The following is a 13490-nucleotide window of genomic DNA, read 5'->3' on the forward strand; positions in this document are numbered from 1 at the left end:
GCCAATGGCCCCTGCACCCCATTTTTATTCGGCGGCCAGAATGGGCGATGTGCCGTCGTCGCGGCCCAGCTTCATCCAGTCGCGGCCCGAGATGATGCCGTCGAACAGGCGTTCGTACTGGACATTGTTCTCGTGCAGCCACGCCGACAGCTTCTGGTCGGACGACTGGATGTGCAGCACCAGCCAGTTCAGCATGAAACGGCCCAGAAAGGCGCGGAATTCCTGCTCCGGCATGGTGCTGGCGATGGCGTGACGGATTTCGTCCTCGGCCAGATCGTGCTGGTACTTGTGATCCTCGTAGAGCGGGTAGCCGGCGGCTTCCATCACCTTTTCTTCGTTGGTGAAGTGCTCTTCGGTGTAGGTCAGCAACTCGCCGGCCATCGCGCGCAGCCGTTCACCCGACAGGGCGTCCGAACCGTTGCCGTTGAACTGGTTGAGCAGATAGATGAAATAGCGGTGCTCTTCATCGATGCCGTCGATGCCGACCGACCAGCACGCGTTCCAGCCTTCCAGCTCATCCATCCGCCGCCCCTTCCCCAAAGTCACGCGGCCCCGCAAAAGCCGGGGCAGCGCTCTACGCCATCAGCCATAGCACCTAAGCTTATGTCTTCAAATTGATACAAATCAATGAGGCTTAGATAAAAAATGTCACACGATCCGCCCATCGAACCATGGGCGGCCCTGACGGTCCTCCACCTCGATCACCCAGAGATCGGGATCGTATTTCATCTGCCGTGCGATATAGGCGTCGGCGGCCGTTTCATCCATGGGATCAGGCCCCAGCGGGCGGGACCACACCAATTCCCCGTCCCGCCGGGTCTGGACCAGGATATCGAACAGACCGTTCAGACGGTTGATCTTCAGCAGCACGGTGCCGCGCCCGGGGTCGCCCTTGCGCGCCACGACCATCGGCACCCCTTGCGCATCGGCGGCCCGCACATGGGCCATCACCCACAGCCCGGTCGGCAGACGGTCGTCGTCCATTCGCTTCCCTTTCCGCGGATCGGGGGCGGCCCGGCCTGATTCGGAACCACTCCCCGTAAACGTTCACCCCGCCTTTTACCGTTCCTTCTCCCGCGGGGAAAAGCCCAAGGGGAAACGATCATGACCACCTATGATACCGATTGCCAGCCGGCTCCCCGGCCCACCCGCCGGTCAGGCGACGGAGGATTGCTGCGGCGTCATGCGGGCGGTCAGCCGCTGAAACGCCGTCACGAACGCGGCGGGGGTTTCGGTGAAGCGCACATGCAGCCGCCCATCCAGCGACGCACGGACCTCGAACGGCAGGTCCGCCGACAGCTCGCGGATGATCACCGTGCCGCGGCCCCCCACCGGCAGCGGCAGCGCCTTGGCGATGGTCGCCCCCCCTTCCGACAGCTCGCTGATGCGGGTGTCCAGCGTTTCGCCGCCGGGCGTCCGCACCGTGCAGGCCAGATCCACCGTGTAGCGCGGCAGCTTGCGGCGGTCGGCCTCCTTGGTGGAGGTGCGCACCACCCGCACCAGCACCTGACGCAGCGATTGGATGCTGTGCGACACCTCGTCGGAGTTGATGCGCACGTTGCCGGCCTGGTCGCCGGTTTCCCGCGCGTCCTGCGACACCTGGGCGATCAGGTCGGCAACCTCACGGGCGGCGGAGCTGGTTTCCACCACGTTGCGGCTGATTTCCTGGGTGGCGGCGCTCTGTTCCTCCATCGCCGCGGCGATGGCGGTGGAAATCTCGTCGATGGTGGCGATGGTGCGCCCGATTCCCGACACGGCGCTCACCGCCCCCTGGGTGGCGCTCTGGATGGTGGCGATCTGGCGGGAGATCTCTTCGGTCGAGCGGGCCGTCTGGTTGGCCAGGTTCTTGACCTCGCCCGCCACGACGGCGAACCCCTTGCCGGCTTCGCCCGCGCGGGCGGCCTCGATGGTGGCGTTCAGCGCCAGCAGATTGGTCTGGCTGGCGATGTCGCCGATCAGGTTGGCGATTTCCCCGATCTTCGCCACCTCTTCCGACAAGGACAGAATGGCGCTCTGGGTCGAATGGCTGTCGGCCACTGCCGATTTGGTCACGCTGCCGGCGTGGGCGACCTGGGCCGCGATCTCGCGGATGGAGGCGGCAAGCTCTTCCGTGGCGCTGGCGACCGCCTGGGCATTGGCCAGCGCCTCGTCGGCGGCGGCGGCAACCCCCTGGCTGTTCTGGCTGACGCGATCGGCGGAGCCGGCCATGGATTCGGCGTCGTCGGCCATGGTCTTGGTGCGCTGCGCCACCTGCTCCACCGCCGCACCGGCCTCCCGCTCGACGGTGCCGGCCATGTCTTCCAGCGCGCGGCGGCGCTCGGCCTCCGCGTGGCGCTCATGCTCGGCGCGTTCCTGGGCGCCATAGCCGAGCTTGGCCTTGAGCGCGCGAAGCTGGGCGCTCATGCGGCGGAACTCGGTGACGGTGGCGTCCTCGATCTCGTGGAAATAGGCGTTGCGGGCGATGGCGTCGAAATGCACCTCGGCGCGGGCCAGCGGGCGGCGGATGGCGCCCAGCAGCAGCCAGCCCAGAACGGCGGCCCCCAGCGCGCTGCCCACCACCACCACCAGCGCGATCAGCCGACGGGTGCTGTATTCGTCGTTGGCCCGATGATGGGCGGACTCCGCCTCCTTCAGCTTGGTGGCCAGCAGCTCGCGGTTCAGGGCCTGGGCCTTGGCGAACTGGGGCTGCATGGTTCCGTTGAACAGGCTTTCCAGCCGGAGCGCGTTGCCCTCCGCCGCCAGGGCCAGGCCGGGCTCCAGCCCCTGCGTGACGAAGGCGGTGCGCTCGGTGGCGAACCGGTCGGCGATGGACTTCTCCGCCGCCGTCATCGGCTTGGCCGTCACCGTGTTCCACAGGCTGTTGATGGCACCGATGTTCTGGCGCACCCCGGCGATCCGCTTCTCGATGACCTTGGGATCGGAGCCGTCACGCAGGTCGATGACCAGCAGCGTCATGGCCTGGAGGTTGTCGCGCATGAGATCCAGGATCTCGCCCAACTGCCCCACCGGCACCGTGTGATTCTCGAACACCTCCTGCAGCGAATCGTTGGCATCGCCCATGCCCGACAGGCCGGTCCAGGTGCTGCCCACCATCAGCGCGATCATCAGCGCGAACGCCAGCGTCAGCCGCCCGGCGATGCTGCGGCTGAAACGGCCCAGCTTGTCGCCCAGCCCCGGATGCACCACCACGCCCTCGCGGATGGCCACGCCCTTGGCGCGGCCGTTGCGGATGTCGGCATACAGCTGGTCGGCGGCGGCGATCTGGGCGCGCGACGGCTTGGAACGGATGGAGATGTATTCGGTGATCTGGCCGTTTTCGATCAGCGGGGTCACATTGGCCCGCACCCAATAGAAATCCCCGGTCTTGGTGCGGTTCTTGACCAGCCCTTCCCACGGCCTGCCCTGCTTGACGGTGGCCCACAGGTCGGCGAACGCCTCTTTGGGCATGTGCGGGTGGCGGACCAGATTGTGGGGAGCGCCGATCAGCTCCTCTTCCGAAAAGCCGCTGATGTCGATGAACGCCTTGTTGACGAAGGTGATGCGCCCACCGGGATCGGTGCGCGACACCAGCATTTCACCCTCCGGCAGTTCCACCTCACGGTTGGTGATCGGTTCGTTCAGACGCATCCTGCACCGCTCCCTTCGCTGGGGTGTAAAGCAATTAATTTTATATGGTTTTTATGGGATGCCGTTGTATCGGATCGCCCGCCGTCCGGCAACGAGCGAATTTCGGACATATTTCTTACGATATGGTCTACGTTTCCACGATTCGGCAAATGCATCGACGTTTTTGTGGTGCCGGCGCATGAAAAAAGCACACACCCTGCAAGTCACACTGTTCAGCCTATGCTTGTCCAGCTCCGTGGCCACCGCCGCCACCGTATCGTCGGCCCAGGCCGAGGCCAAGGAAGCCGCGCGGTCGGGCAACTGCACACCCACGAAAGTGGAAGTCCTGCGCTATGTTCCCGGACGGGAACCGCAGACGGTGTTCAAGGTGGATTGCGGCGAGGAAAAGGGGATCTTCGTTCTGGTCCAATGCCGCAGCCGCATCTGCGTGCTGTTGCGGTAGCGGGCGGATTCAGATCTTGTTAAGGCTCTTGCCGTGCAATGATGGACCGTACGGCCACCCCCATCGCCATGACCGCCATGATCCCCATCCCCGTCCGTCCCTGTGCCGTTGTGCTGGCCCTGCTGCCGCTGGCGGGGGGATGCACCCCCACCGGCGCCGTGACCGGGGCCGGGGTGGCGGTCGATCTGGTGTCGCTGACCAGCACCCGCAAGACGGTGGTCGATCATGTGGTCTCAGGCCTGACCGGCAAGGACTGCTCGTCGGTCTCGTTCAGCGAGACCGGGGACTATTGCCCGGAAAAGGTGGTGGTGGACCGGTCCAACATCTATTGCTACCGCACGCTGGCGGATGTGGAATGCCACCACATTCCCGACCCCTACCGCAACGGCGACCGCGCGCTGGCCAGCCCGCCGCCGGTCATCAAGCCGGCCAACCAGCGCACACCGTTCGATTGAAGTGATCGAAGGGGGTTCGATTGAAGTGAGGGGAAACGCCCCGGCGGACCGCGGCGGTCAGCGGACCTTCTTGGCGGCAAAAGCCTTGGCAATCGCCAGCATCGATTTTTCATGGGATGCACCGGGAGGGGCGGCCTTCACCGGTCCCGCCGCCGGGGATGGGGCGCGGGGGGTCGTGCCCTTGTCACCGCCGCCCGATGCCGCCGGCTCGTCGTCGTCCCGGCCCATGCGGTCCAGCACCCGCGCCAGAGCCTCGCGCGACAGGGCGCCGTTGCCCGCCCCGCGGGACGGGCCGGTGGAGCGGGCGCGGCGCAGAACCCGTTCGATGGCGGCGGCGGCGATGGCCTGAAGAAAGGGCTGGGCCATGGCCAGCAGCAGTTGCGGATCCTTGGCCGCCATGGAAATCAGGATCTTCTGCGCCACCGCCCGGCTGCCGTTGGCCGCGGCCAGCGCCTCGCGCACCTTGCCATCCACGTAAGAACCGCTCATCGTCTTCCTGCCGTCCCAATCTTCCCCCGGCTGCCCGTTGCTCCGGCGCGGGGAATAGAGGATAGTAGCACGCATGCTGATCGAAACCTTTGCCGATCTTATTTGTCCCTGGTGCTACATCGGTTCGCACCGGCTGGACCGGGCCATGGCCCAGCGCCCGCACCTGACGGCGGCGGCGCGGATCCAGACACGGTGGCAGCCGTTCCAGCTCAACCCCGACCTGCCCCGCGGGGGCGTGGACCGCGGGGCCTATCTGGTCACCAAGTTCGGCGGCGCCGAACGGGCGCGGCAGGTTCATGCGGTGGTGGAGGAAACCGCCGCCCGCGACGGGCTGCCCCTGGCGCTCGACCGCATCCGGCGCATCCCCAACACCTTCGACGCCCACCGTCTGGTTCTGATCGCCGCGCGCACGGGCCACCAGGACGCCATGGTCCGCGCCCTGTTCCACGCCTATTTCGCCGAGGGGCTGGACATCGGCGACCGTGACACCCTGGCCGCCACCGCCGCCGCCGTCGGGCTGGACGGGGCGGAGGCGGGCACGCTGCTGGCCGGCGACGCCGAAGCGGCGGGCGTCCACGCCGCCGACCGCATGGCCCGGCAACTGGGGCTGCAGGCCGTCCCCTGCTACGTCTTCAACCACCGCTATGCCCTGTCGGGGGCGCAAGAACCGTCGAGCTTCCTGCCGCTTCTCGATCTGGCGGTGGAAGAGGGTCAGGATGTGACGCTGGCCGCCGCCGCCGGCTGAGAGCGCGCCGCCGGGATCACGCCTCCTCCCGGATCCGGGTGGGGGCGGCATCATATCCGTCCTCATGGGTGACCGCACGGTTGCGCCCGGCCCGCTTGGCGGCATAGAGCGCGGAGTCGGCGCGGTCCAGCACCGTCTGCACCGCCGCCCCCCTGTCCGACCCCGTCTCCGCCGGCCCGACGGCCACGCCGATGCTGCAGCCCACCCGCACCACCTGCCCCTGGATCACCAGCGGCTCGTTGACGGTGGCGATCAGGCGGGCGGTGATGGCGCCCAGCGGGGGCAGCGGCTCCCCGGTGCCATGGCTGTTCAGGATGACCACGAATTCGTCGCCGCCCAGCCGGGCCACCACATCCTCGGCCCGCAAGGCCGCCGCCAGCCGGGCCGCCACCTGCCGCAGCACCGCATCGCCCGCCGGATGCCCCAGCGTGTCGTTGACCGGCTTGAACCCGTCGAGATCCAGATAGAGCACGGCATAGGGCTGCCCGCCGGTGCGGGTGGCCAGCCCTTCCACATACTGGTCGAAGAAACGGCGGTTGGGCAGGCCGGTCAGGCGGTCCTGATACGCCATGTCCTCCATCCGCGCCAGCGCGTGGCGGGTGTCGGTCAGGGTGGCCACCATGCCGCGCAGCGCGCGGGACATCTCGGTCAATTCCCACGCCCCGCGCACCTCGGGGATTTCAACCCCCGGCTCGCCGCGGCGCAGGCGGGCCGCCGCCCCGGCGATGGCGCGCACCGGACGGACGATCCGCCCCGCCGCCGCCCACGCCAGCACGCTGAACAGAAGCGCGCCGCCGGCCCCCCATCCCAGGATTTCCCAGCGCAACGCCCGTGCCCCGGCAAAGGCCACGTCCACCGGCTGGCGGGCCAGCACGGTCCAGCCCAGGCCGGGATAACCGCCGTGGCCGGGGCTGGCGGCATAGCCGGTCAGATAGTCGCGCCCGTCCCCCCACCGCTCCACCGTCCATCCGGCCAGACCGCCGCGCGCCCGTTCCGCACGGGCCAGATCCACGCTGGTCAACGCGGCCGCCGTCCCCAGCGTGCTGTCAGGCCCCAGCAGCACCACCCCGTCGGCACCGATGATGAACAGGTCCACCCCTTGCCGCTGCCTCATGGGGGCCAGAAGGATGTCGCGCACCTCCCGCGCCCAGGCCCAGGAGAAATGGGTGGCCAGCACGCCCACGGTTTCCCCGCTTTCATCCTTCAGCGGGGTGGAGACATCGACGAACTTCATCGCCTCGCCCGTGGGGTTGGGCAGCAGGCGGGCCAGCAGCACCGCATCATGCACATCGCCGACGAAATGACCCCGGATGCCGTTCTGGAACACCGGCCGGCCGGACAGGTCCGCCCCCAGCAGCACCCCGCCGCTGGACGCCATCACCCGCCCCTGACGGTCGGTCACCCCCACCCAGGCCAGGGTGTGGTCGGTGGCCTTCAGTTCGTTCACCACCGTCTGGGCCACCGCCCAATCGCGCATGGCGCTGACACGGGCCAGCACCGACACATGATTGGAGCGTGCCCACATGTCGGTGTCGAGCCGCTCGGCCATCTGAAAGGCCGCTTCCTTCAGCGAACGCCCGATCTCTTCCTGCAACTGTCGTTCGGACCGCGCGCCGGTGACCAGGCCGACGATGCCGGCAAACACGAGAATCAGGGCCGCACTGGTCAACGTGACGATCCCCTGCAATCCCGTCCGGCCCAACTCCATAGCCACCGCCCTCTCCAAACCGACCCGCCCCAGAACATTTGCCGATAATTTTCTACGTCAAGCTCGCGGGCGTATGCACCCCCGGCTATCCCTTAGGCCGTATATGCCGCTTTTTTAGGCAAACCAACTTATACACAAGCGGAACCCCGGCAGGGCCGGGGCGGGAACGATTCCATTCTCGATTTATGCACGGAGCTATCCACGAAAACTGTGGAGAACACACCGGCCCATCCGGTTATCCACAGTTATTCACATTGTATGATCCCCAGGAAACTTCAGTCGTTCCAAGCATTTCCCTTGCTGCCGGGCCGAGGTGAGGAATACTCAGAAGCATGAACCGCAGACGATACCGGAGGGCAGACCGCATGAGCACCGCCCGTCAACGCCCGAGAAAGGCAACGATTTCGTTGAGAATTGACAACGGAATCAAGGCGGCTGCGCGCAATTATGCCCGTCAGCGCCATGTTCCTTTGTCCTCTGTCGTGCGCGAGCTTTTGATTCGCTACGTTGCCGACTGTGCGCGGGAAAATGAACAGGCTTATCCCGACCTGTTCGGCCAGCCGCCGTCGCAATACGATGTTCCGCCGGGCGGGGCAAAAGGCCCCCGCTGAACGGCGGCGTGGGTGTGCCGCGCCCGGCACCCCGCACGCCTCCTTCCCCACACCTTATTCATAGGTCTCCGGCCCGCCCCATCCGGCGGGCCGCACGCCGTCCGGCTCCAGAAAGAACCGGCGCAAGGGGGTCAGGTCCGTCCCCAGTTCATAGACCAGCGGCGTGCCGGTGGGGATTTCCACATCGGGAATGATGGAATCGGGCACACCGTCCAGATGCTTGACCAGCCCGCGCAGGCTGTTGCCGTGGGCCACCACCAGCACCCGCGCCCCCAGCCGCAGGGCCGGGACGATCCCCTCGGTCCAATAGGGCAGCACCCGGTCCACGGTGTCCTTCAGGCTTTCACCCCGCGGCAGCGATTCGCGGGCCAGCCCGGCGTAACGCCGGTCGTGACAGGCCGAACGGGGATCGTCCGGGTCGATGGCCGGCGGCGGCACGTCCCAGCTCCGCCGCCACAGCCGCACCTGTTCCGCCCCGTGACGGGCCGCCGTCTCCTCCTTGTTCAGCCCCTGAAGCGCGCCATAGTGCCGCTCGTTCAGCCGCCAATGCTTGTGCACCGGCAGCCACATACGGTCCAATTGGTCGAGCACAACGTCCAGTGACCGTATGGCCCGCCGCAGCACCGAGGTATAGGCCACATCCACATCCATCCCCGCCGCCGCCATGCGGGCCGCGGCGCCCTGGATTTCGGCCTCGCCCTCGGGCGTCAGATCCACATCGGTCCAGCCGGTGAACAAGCCGCGGCGATTCCACACGCTTTCCCCGTGACGGAGCAAAGTCAGGCGCAGCACCATGATCCTCCACGCCCCTGCAAAAGCCGGGGCTTTCCATGAAATTATGTGAAAGATCAACGTTCTAGCCGAATCGTATGTTCCGGCCTGCCCCCTTTTTGTTTGCCCTGCGAAAGGTAATAGGCGGGTTTATGTCAAAAGCGAAATACGGACGACATACTGCGAAAACATTAGCCCCCTAGAGTATCGCCATCGACACGGTGAGGCTTCCGAACGATCCCGCAGCCACCGGGCAAGGGACGGGAGGGAGGGGCAGAGCCGGCGTCGGTTCGCTCCGCGGCGTCTGGCCGCGGGTATACGGATCAAATGCCATATAACTTGCGATTGAGGCAGCCATGTACCATCATGACGCACTCTCCAGGGCCGTTTCGGTGGATCGGGACATCACCTTGGAGGCTCTTCGTGTGTTCACCTACCTGAGCCGGCGTCTCTGCTTCGATGAATCCACCCCCGTGCTTCAGTCCGAACTGGCCGAAGCCCTGGGGATGCAGCGGCCCAACGTGAACCGGGCGATCAAGCTTCTGGAGAACAAGCAGATCCTGCTGCGTGACTCCAAGCTTGGCCGGGCGATCACGTTCCGCCTGAATCCGGAGCTTGGCGGCCGGGCCTGATTGGCCTGACGGATGATTTTCGAGACTCGCGAACTGGTCTTTACACCCACCGCCCTCAAGAAAGCGTTCGAATGGTACGCCACCATTCCGAACCAATCCGATCTTCCCCACGGCATCATCACCCAGGTGATCCCGCGGCAGGGGGGCGGGGTGACGGTCCTGATCCAGCAGAGCGGCGCCTCGAAACTGCGGGAAGTGGCGTTCAACGCCAGCAAGACCTTGGGGGCGCTGCTGTATTTCTGTCGGAAGCAGCGCATCCCGGTTCCCCGCGACGCCGAAAAGGACATCATTGCCGACGGCGAAACCATCCTGATCCACATCCACGCCAAGACCAAGGTCACGTCGCCCAGCAATCACGGGTGATGACCGCCGTCATGATTTGCGGCTGTTCCGCCGCGTCAGCGCCGCCAGCGCCGCGTCATACAGCGGCAGCCGGTTTCCCGCGGCGTCATAGGGTGAGGGGTGCGGCTTCAGGTCCGGGTACTGCCGGGCGATGAAGTTCAGATCGGAGCGGAGGTGCCACCACGTCACCTCCGCCACCGTGGCGGTTGACAGGGCATCGGTCAGGAACTCGCCCGCCAGGGCCGCAAGCCGGCGGTCCTTGTCCTCCCGGGTCCAGGTGACCGGCAGGCGGGTTTCGTCCACATCCATCTCGGTGATGTGGATGGGCAGGCCCAGCCGGTCCACGGCGCGGTAGAACGTCCGCATCCCCGCCCCGTCATAAGGCTTGCCGCCGATCAGGTGGGCCTGCAGCCCCACCCCGTCCAGCGGCACCCCGCGCCGCACCGCACCCGTCAGCCAATCCAGCAGATAGGCACGCTTGCGGTGCTGCCACCCCTCGTCCAGCTCGATGCCGAACTCGTTGATGACCAGCTTGGCCCTGGGGAATTCCCGCCGCAGGTGGTGGAAGTAGGGATCAAGCCAGTCCGGCCCCCGCTCGCCACCCGCCACCCGCCACCACAGCCCGCGGCGGAAGCCCCAGCGGTCCTGCTCGTTGGGATGGCTGTCGGGGGTTTCCCAGAAGAACACCTCGTTCGCCACGTCGATACGGTAGAAGATATCGCCGTAGCGCTGTTTCACCGCCGCCACATGGCCGGTGAAGCGGTCCCACTGGTTGTCCGCCGTCAGGGTGCCGTGGGGGGAAAAGATGCGGGCACTCTCCCCCTCCACCGGGCCGTCTGCCGGCAGCTTCATGTACTCGGGCATGGATTCGGTCTGCCACAGCACGGTGTGCCACACCGGGGCCGCGCCGATGCTGCGCGCCAGTTCCACCGCACGGTCGAAGCGGCGCCAGTCGAACGTGCCGGGCCGGGGCTGCAGCACCCCCCATTTGCCGCCGTTCTCGGGCACCACCACGTCGCATTCGCGGGCCATCAGCGCGTCGAGCGCGGGGTCTTCGGGATCGGTCAGATGGTCGCGCGCCGCCCCGTGGCGGATGCCCAGCGCCCGGCAGGCGTCGCGCAGGGTGGCGGGCGCGGGAGCCGCAAGGCCCGGCAGCGGCAGGGCCGATGCGCCCAGCGCCGCCAGCAGCGCGCGGCGGGTGAAGGAGGAGCGCAGGGTCATCATCACCTCGTCCGTGTCAGAAAGGCAGCCGGGAAGGAAACGCCCGAACCATAAGAAGCCCCATCCCCGGTCCGGCACCGGGGATGGGGCCGGCTGCCCCGTCAGGCGCGCATGCCGTAGTAATTGCGGGAGGCCAGATAGGTCTTGTACGGCCCGGCATAGCCGCGCGATGCCGCCTTCTTCAGGTCCACGTCGGTCAGCACCGCCACGAATTTCCCATGGTCGATGGGGCCGAGTTCGGCCACCGCCTGCAAATCGTTGGCGGTGGTGTGGCCCCAGCGGCTGACGAACATCACCTTGGAGGCGGCAGCGCACACCACGCGGGCATCCGACACCGCCAGCACCGGGGCGGTGTCGAACACCACCAGATCGAAATGCGGGCTGAGGGCGGCCATCAGATCCTCGACGCACGGCACGTTGAAACGGTCCAGCGTGGTGGAGTTCAGACCCCCGGCGGGGATGACGGCAAAGGGCACGCCGTCGGGGTACTGCACCACATCATCCAGGGCGGCGGCGCCGTCGATCCAGTCGGACAGCCCGGCCTTGCCGCCCAGGCCGAAGATCTCGTCCACGCGGGGGCGGCGGAAATCGGTGTCCACCACCACCACCCGCCGTCCGGCCTGGGACGCCACCTGCGCCACGGTCAGGCTGAGCGCCGTCTTGCCGTCCCGCGGGCGGGCGGAGGTGACGGCGATGGCCCCCACCGGCCCGACGTCGGACAGGTGGTTGCGGTACAGCGCGCGCATGGATTCGCTGAACAGCGAGAAGGGATGGGTCTGGAACACGGTGTGAAGCTGGGTCTTGCGCCGCGCGCCCACATGATGCGGCACCACATGCACCCCGCTGACCCCCAGATGGCGGCGCAGCGCGTCGGGCGAACGCACCCGCCGCTGCATCAGTTCCAGCGCGAACACGAAGCCGATGGCCAGGAACACCGAGGCGGCGAAGCCCGCCATCACCAGCGCCAGGCGGAACGGCCCCGACGCCTTGTCCGGCACCTGGGCCGCCGACACCAGCTTGACGCCGCTGGCGTAGGCGCGGTTGTCCTGCTGCGCTTCCAGCTCCTCCAGCCGGCCCATCAGGCTGTCGAGCAACTGGCGCTTGGCGGTGGCTTCCGCCTCCAGCGCGCGCAGCTTCACGCCGTCGTTGGACAGGCTGGCGGCATAGGCGGATTCCGACCGCTCGATCATGGTCTTCAGCGCCGCTTCCTGAGCCACGGCGACCGAAGCGGCCTCGCGCACGCCGTTGATCTCGCGCCGGATCTCGTTCTGCAGCGCGCCGTTGGCCTGTCCCAGCCGGGCCTGAAGCTCGTTCACCCGCGGGTGCAGCGGCCCGTACTGCTTGGACACCTGCGCCAGTTCGGTCTGAAGCGTGGCGACGTTGGCGCGGAGCTGGCCCACCACCGGCGACACGATGCTGCCGCCGATGGCGTTCCAGTCGCCGGCGCGCAGGTTGCGCTCCAGCGCCTCGGCCTGGGCCACCAGACGGGCGCGGTTGGTCGAGGCTTCGGCAAGCTGCAGGCGGGTGCGTTCCAGCTCCTGCACCGCGATGGTGTTGGTGCCGGTCTGGCCGCGCAGAAGGCCGGAGGCGAAACGCTGCTGTTCGGCCTGCTGGTCCAGTTCCTGCACCTCGCGGTTCAAGGTGGCGATGCGGTCGCGCAGCACCTGCACGGCGTTGCTGGCCATCTGGTTGTCCATCTGCCGCCGGGTGTCCATGTAGTGGCGCACCACCGAATCCACCACCTGCGCCGACAGGTTGGGATCGCGGGAGGTGTAGGCGACGCGGATCACCCGCGACCGCCCGACGATGGTGGCGTCCAGTTCCTTGCGCAGATGCTCGCGCACCGCACTCTGGCCGGTGACGGGAACGGGGGGGACGGCGGGAGGGGCGTTGACGTAATCCTCCCCCGCCTTCAGCGCGTCGGCCACCAGGGCCGGCGGGGCGTTGCCCCACAGGGCGTGGGTGGCGTCCCAGCCCCACGCCAGCAGGGTGCGGGACAGGGGCGTCTTCGCCTCGTCCCCCTCCCCCTTCCTGGGCACGAATTCGGGATTGGCGGCCAGGTTCAGGTCGGCGATGACCTGATCCAGCACCTTTTCCGATTTCAGGATTTCGACCTCCGACAGGATGGCCGCGTCCTCGGCGGGGATGGCGTTCAGTACCTGATCGGTTTCGCGCACGATGCGGACGTTGCGGTTTTCCACCAGTAGCAGGGCTTCCGAGGCATACTGGTCGGGCAGCTTCGACACCGCCACGGCGGTCAGGCCGGTGGTCAGGGCGACGATGCTGGCGATCATCCATTTGCGTCCCGCCAGCACCCGCCCGATGAACTGCATGTCGGGGCCGGCCTGCGGCCCGTGGGTTTCGAAATCGGCCCGCGGGGGCAGGGACGAACGGTGGTGGCTGGGAACCTGATGGGACGGGGGGATGGAGGGAAGCTGTTCCACGGG

The 13490-nt window shown here is 67.3% G+C and carries 14 protein-coding genes; 6 read left to right on the forward strand and 8 right to left on the reverse strand.

Annotated elements, in window-relative coordinates:
- Positions 1 to 24: 24 nt before the first annotated feature.
- From M2352_RS15145 to M2352_RS15155, 3 genes are all read right to left on the reverse strand, one after another.
- Positions 25 to 522, reverse strand: a complete 498-nt coding sequence (locus M2352_RS15145; RefSeq protein WP_264665405.1) for a bacteriohemerythrin — start codon at positions 520 to 522, stop codon at positions 25 to 27.
- A 126-nt stretch (positions 523 to 648) separates the two neighbouring features.
- Complete coding sequence (locus tag M2352_RS15150) at positions 649 to 984, reverse strand: DUF1491 family protein (protein ID WP_264665406.1); 336 nt, start codon at positions 982 to 984, stop codon at positions 649 to 651.
- Positions 985 to 1155: 171 nt separating this feature from the next.
- Complete coding sequence (locus tag M2352_RS15155) at positions 1156 to 3627, reverse strand: methyl-accepting chemotaxis protein (RefSeq protein ID WP_264665407.1); 2472 nt, start codon at positions 3625 to 3627, stop codon at positions 1156 to 1158.
- Positions 3628 to 3850: 223 nt separating this feature from the next.
- On the opposite strand from M2352_RS15155, the gene M2352_RS15160 reads away from it, so the two are divergent.
- Positions 3851 to 4069, forward strand: coding sequence for a hypothetical protein (locus M2352_RS15160; protein ID WP_264665408.1), 219 nt, complete (start codon positions 3851 to 3853; stop codon positions 4067 to 4069).
- Positions 4070 to 4107: 38 nt separating this feature from the next.
- Entirely contained in the window at positions 4108 to 4524 is a 417-nt protein-coding gene (locus tag M2352_RS15165; RefSeq protein WP_264665409.1) for a hypothetical protein, read from the forward strand.
- 57 nt (positions 4525 to 4581) lie between these two features.
- Here M2352_RS15165 and M2352_RS15170 read toward each other — a convergent pair whose 3' ends face one another.
- Complete coding sequence (locus M2352_RS15170; protein ID WP_264665410.1) at positions 4582 to 5013, reverse strand: hypothetical protein; 432 nt, start codon at positions 5011 to 5013, stop codon at positions 4582 to 4584.
- Positions 5014 to 5086: 73 nt separating this feature from the next.
- Here M2352_RS15170 and M2352_RS15175 point away from each other — a divergent pair, with 73 nt between their 5' ends.
- Positions 5087 to 5758, forward strand: a complete 672-nt coding sequence (locus M2352_RS15175; protein ID WP_264665411.1) for a DsbA family oxidoreductase — start codon at positions 5087 to 5089, stop codon at positions 5756 to 5758.
- Between the two features lie 16 nt (positions 5759 to 5774).
- On the opposite strand, the gene M2352_RS15180 is transcribed toward M2352_RS15175, so the two are convergent.
- Positions 5775 to 7466 (reverse strand): GGDEF domain-containing protein, encoded by a 1692-nt coding sequence (locus M2352_RS15180; RefSeq protein ID WP_264666342.1) that lies wholly within the window; start codon positions 7464 to 7466, stop codon positions 5775 to 5777.
- A 365-nt stretch (positions 7467 to 7831) separates the two neighbouring features.
- Between M2352_RS15180 and M2352_RS15185 the strand changes: the two genes are divergently transcribed.
- A complete protein-coding gene (locus M2352_RS15185; protein WP_264665412.1) occupies positions 7832 to 8077 on the forward strand; it encodes a BrnA antitoxin family protein in 246 nt (81 codons plus the stop codon).
- A gap of 54 nt (positions 8078 to 8131) precedes the next feature.
- Here M2352_RS15185 and gpmA read toward each other — a convergent pair whose 3' ends face one another.
- The gene (gpmA, locus tag M2352_RS15190; protein ID WP_264665413.1) at positions 8132 to 8872 is read right to left on the reverse strand and encodes a 2,3-diphosphoglycerate-dependent phosphoglycerate mutase; all 741 of its coding nucleotides are present in this window, start codon (positions 8870 to 8872) and stop codon (positions 8132 to 8134) included.
- A gap of 332 nt (positions 8873 to 9204) precedes the next feature.
- Between gpmA and M2352_RS15195 the strand changes: the two genes are divergently transcribed.
- Positions 9205 to 9480 carry a MarR family transcriptional regulator gene (locus M2352_RS15195; protein WP_264665414.1) on the forward strand — a complete coding sequence of 92 codons (276 nt, stop codon included), beginning with the start codon at positions 9205 to 9207 and terminating at the stop codon, positions 9478 to 9480.
- 12 nt (positions 9481 to 9492) lie between these two features.
- Positions 9493 to 9843: a hypothetical protein gene (locus M2352_RS15200; protein ID WP_264665415.1), complete on the forward strand. Its 351-nt coding sequence runs from the start codon at positions 9493 to 9495 to the stop codon at positions 9841 to 9843.
- Between the two features lie 9 nt (positions 9844 to 9852).
- Here M2352_RS15200 and M2352_RS15205 read toward each other — a convergent pair whose 3' ends face one another.
- Both M2352_RS15205 and M2352_RS15210 read right to left on the reverse strand, forming a co-directional pair.
- A complete protein-coding gene (locus M2352_RS15205) occupies positions 9853 to 11046 on the reverse strand; it encodes an endo-1,4-beta-xylanase (RefSeq protein ID WP_264665416.1) in 1194 nt (397 codons plus the stop codon).
- A 98-nt stretch (positions 11047 to 11144) separates the two neighbouring features.
- Positions 11145 to 13487, reverse strand: coding sequence for a GumC family protein (locus M2352_RS15210; RefSeq protein WP_264665417.1), 2343 nt, complete (start codon positions 13485 to 13487; stop codon positions 11145 to 11147).
- Between the last annotated feature and the right edge of the window lie 3 nt (positions 13488 to 13490).

The organism is Azospirillum fermentarium (assembly GCF_025961205.1).
Lineage (GTDB): Bacteria > Pseudomonadota > Alphaproteobacteria > Azospirillales > Azospirillaceae > Azospirillum > Azospirillum fermentarium.

Coding starts and splice junctions, on each gene's coding strand:
- M2352_RS15170 (WP_264665410.1), bottom strand. CDS start 5,013: ATGAGCGGTTCTTACGTGGATGGCAAGGTGCGCGAGGCGCTGGCCGCG.
- M2352_RS15195 (WP_264665414.1), top strand. CDS start 9,205: ATGTACCATCATGACGCACTCTCCAGGGCCGTTTCGGTGGATCGGGAC.
- M2352_RS15185 (WP_264665412.1), top strand. CDS start 7,832: ATGAGCACCGCCCGTCAACGCCCGAGAAAGGCAACGATTTCGTTGAGA.
- M2352_RS15200 (WP_264665415.1), top strand. CDS start 9,493: ATGATTTTCGAGACTCGCGAACTGGTCTTTACACCCACCGCCCTCAAG.
- M2352_RS15155 (WP_264665407.1), bottom strand. CDS start 3,627: ATGCGTCTGAACGAACCGATCACCAACCGTGAGGTGGAACTGCCGGAG.
- M2352_RS15175 (WP_264665411.1), top strand. CDS start 5,087: ATGCTGATCGAAACCTTTGCCGATCTTATTTGTCCCTGGTGCTACATC.
- M2352_RS15180 (WP_264666342.1), bottom strand. CDS start 7,466: ATGGAGTTGGGCCGGACGGGATTGCAGGGGATCGTCACGTTGACCAGT.
- M2352_RS15165 (WP_264665409.1), top strand. CDS start 4,108: ATGATGGACCGTACGGCCACCCCCATCGCCATGACCGCCATGATCCCC.
- M2352_RS15150 (WP_264665406.1), bottom strand. CDS start 984: ATGGACGACGACCGTCTGCCGACCGGGCTGTGGGTGATGGCCCATGTG.
- M2352_RS15205 (WP_264665416.1), bottom strand. CDS start 11,046: ATGATGACCCTGCGCTCCTCCTTCACCCGCCGCGCGCTGCTGGCGGCG.
- gpmA (WP_264665413.1), bottom strand. CDS start 8,872: ATGGTGCTGCGCCTGACTTTGCTCCGTCACGGGGAAAGCGTGTGGAAT.
- M2352_RS15145 (WP_264665405.1), bottom strand. CDS start 522: ATGGATGAGCTGGAAGGCTGGAACGCGTGCTGGTCGGTCGGCATCGAC.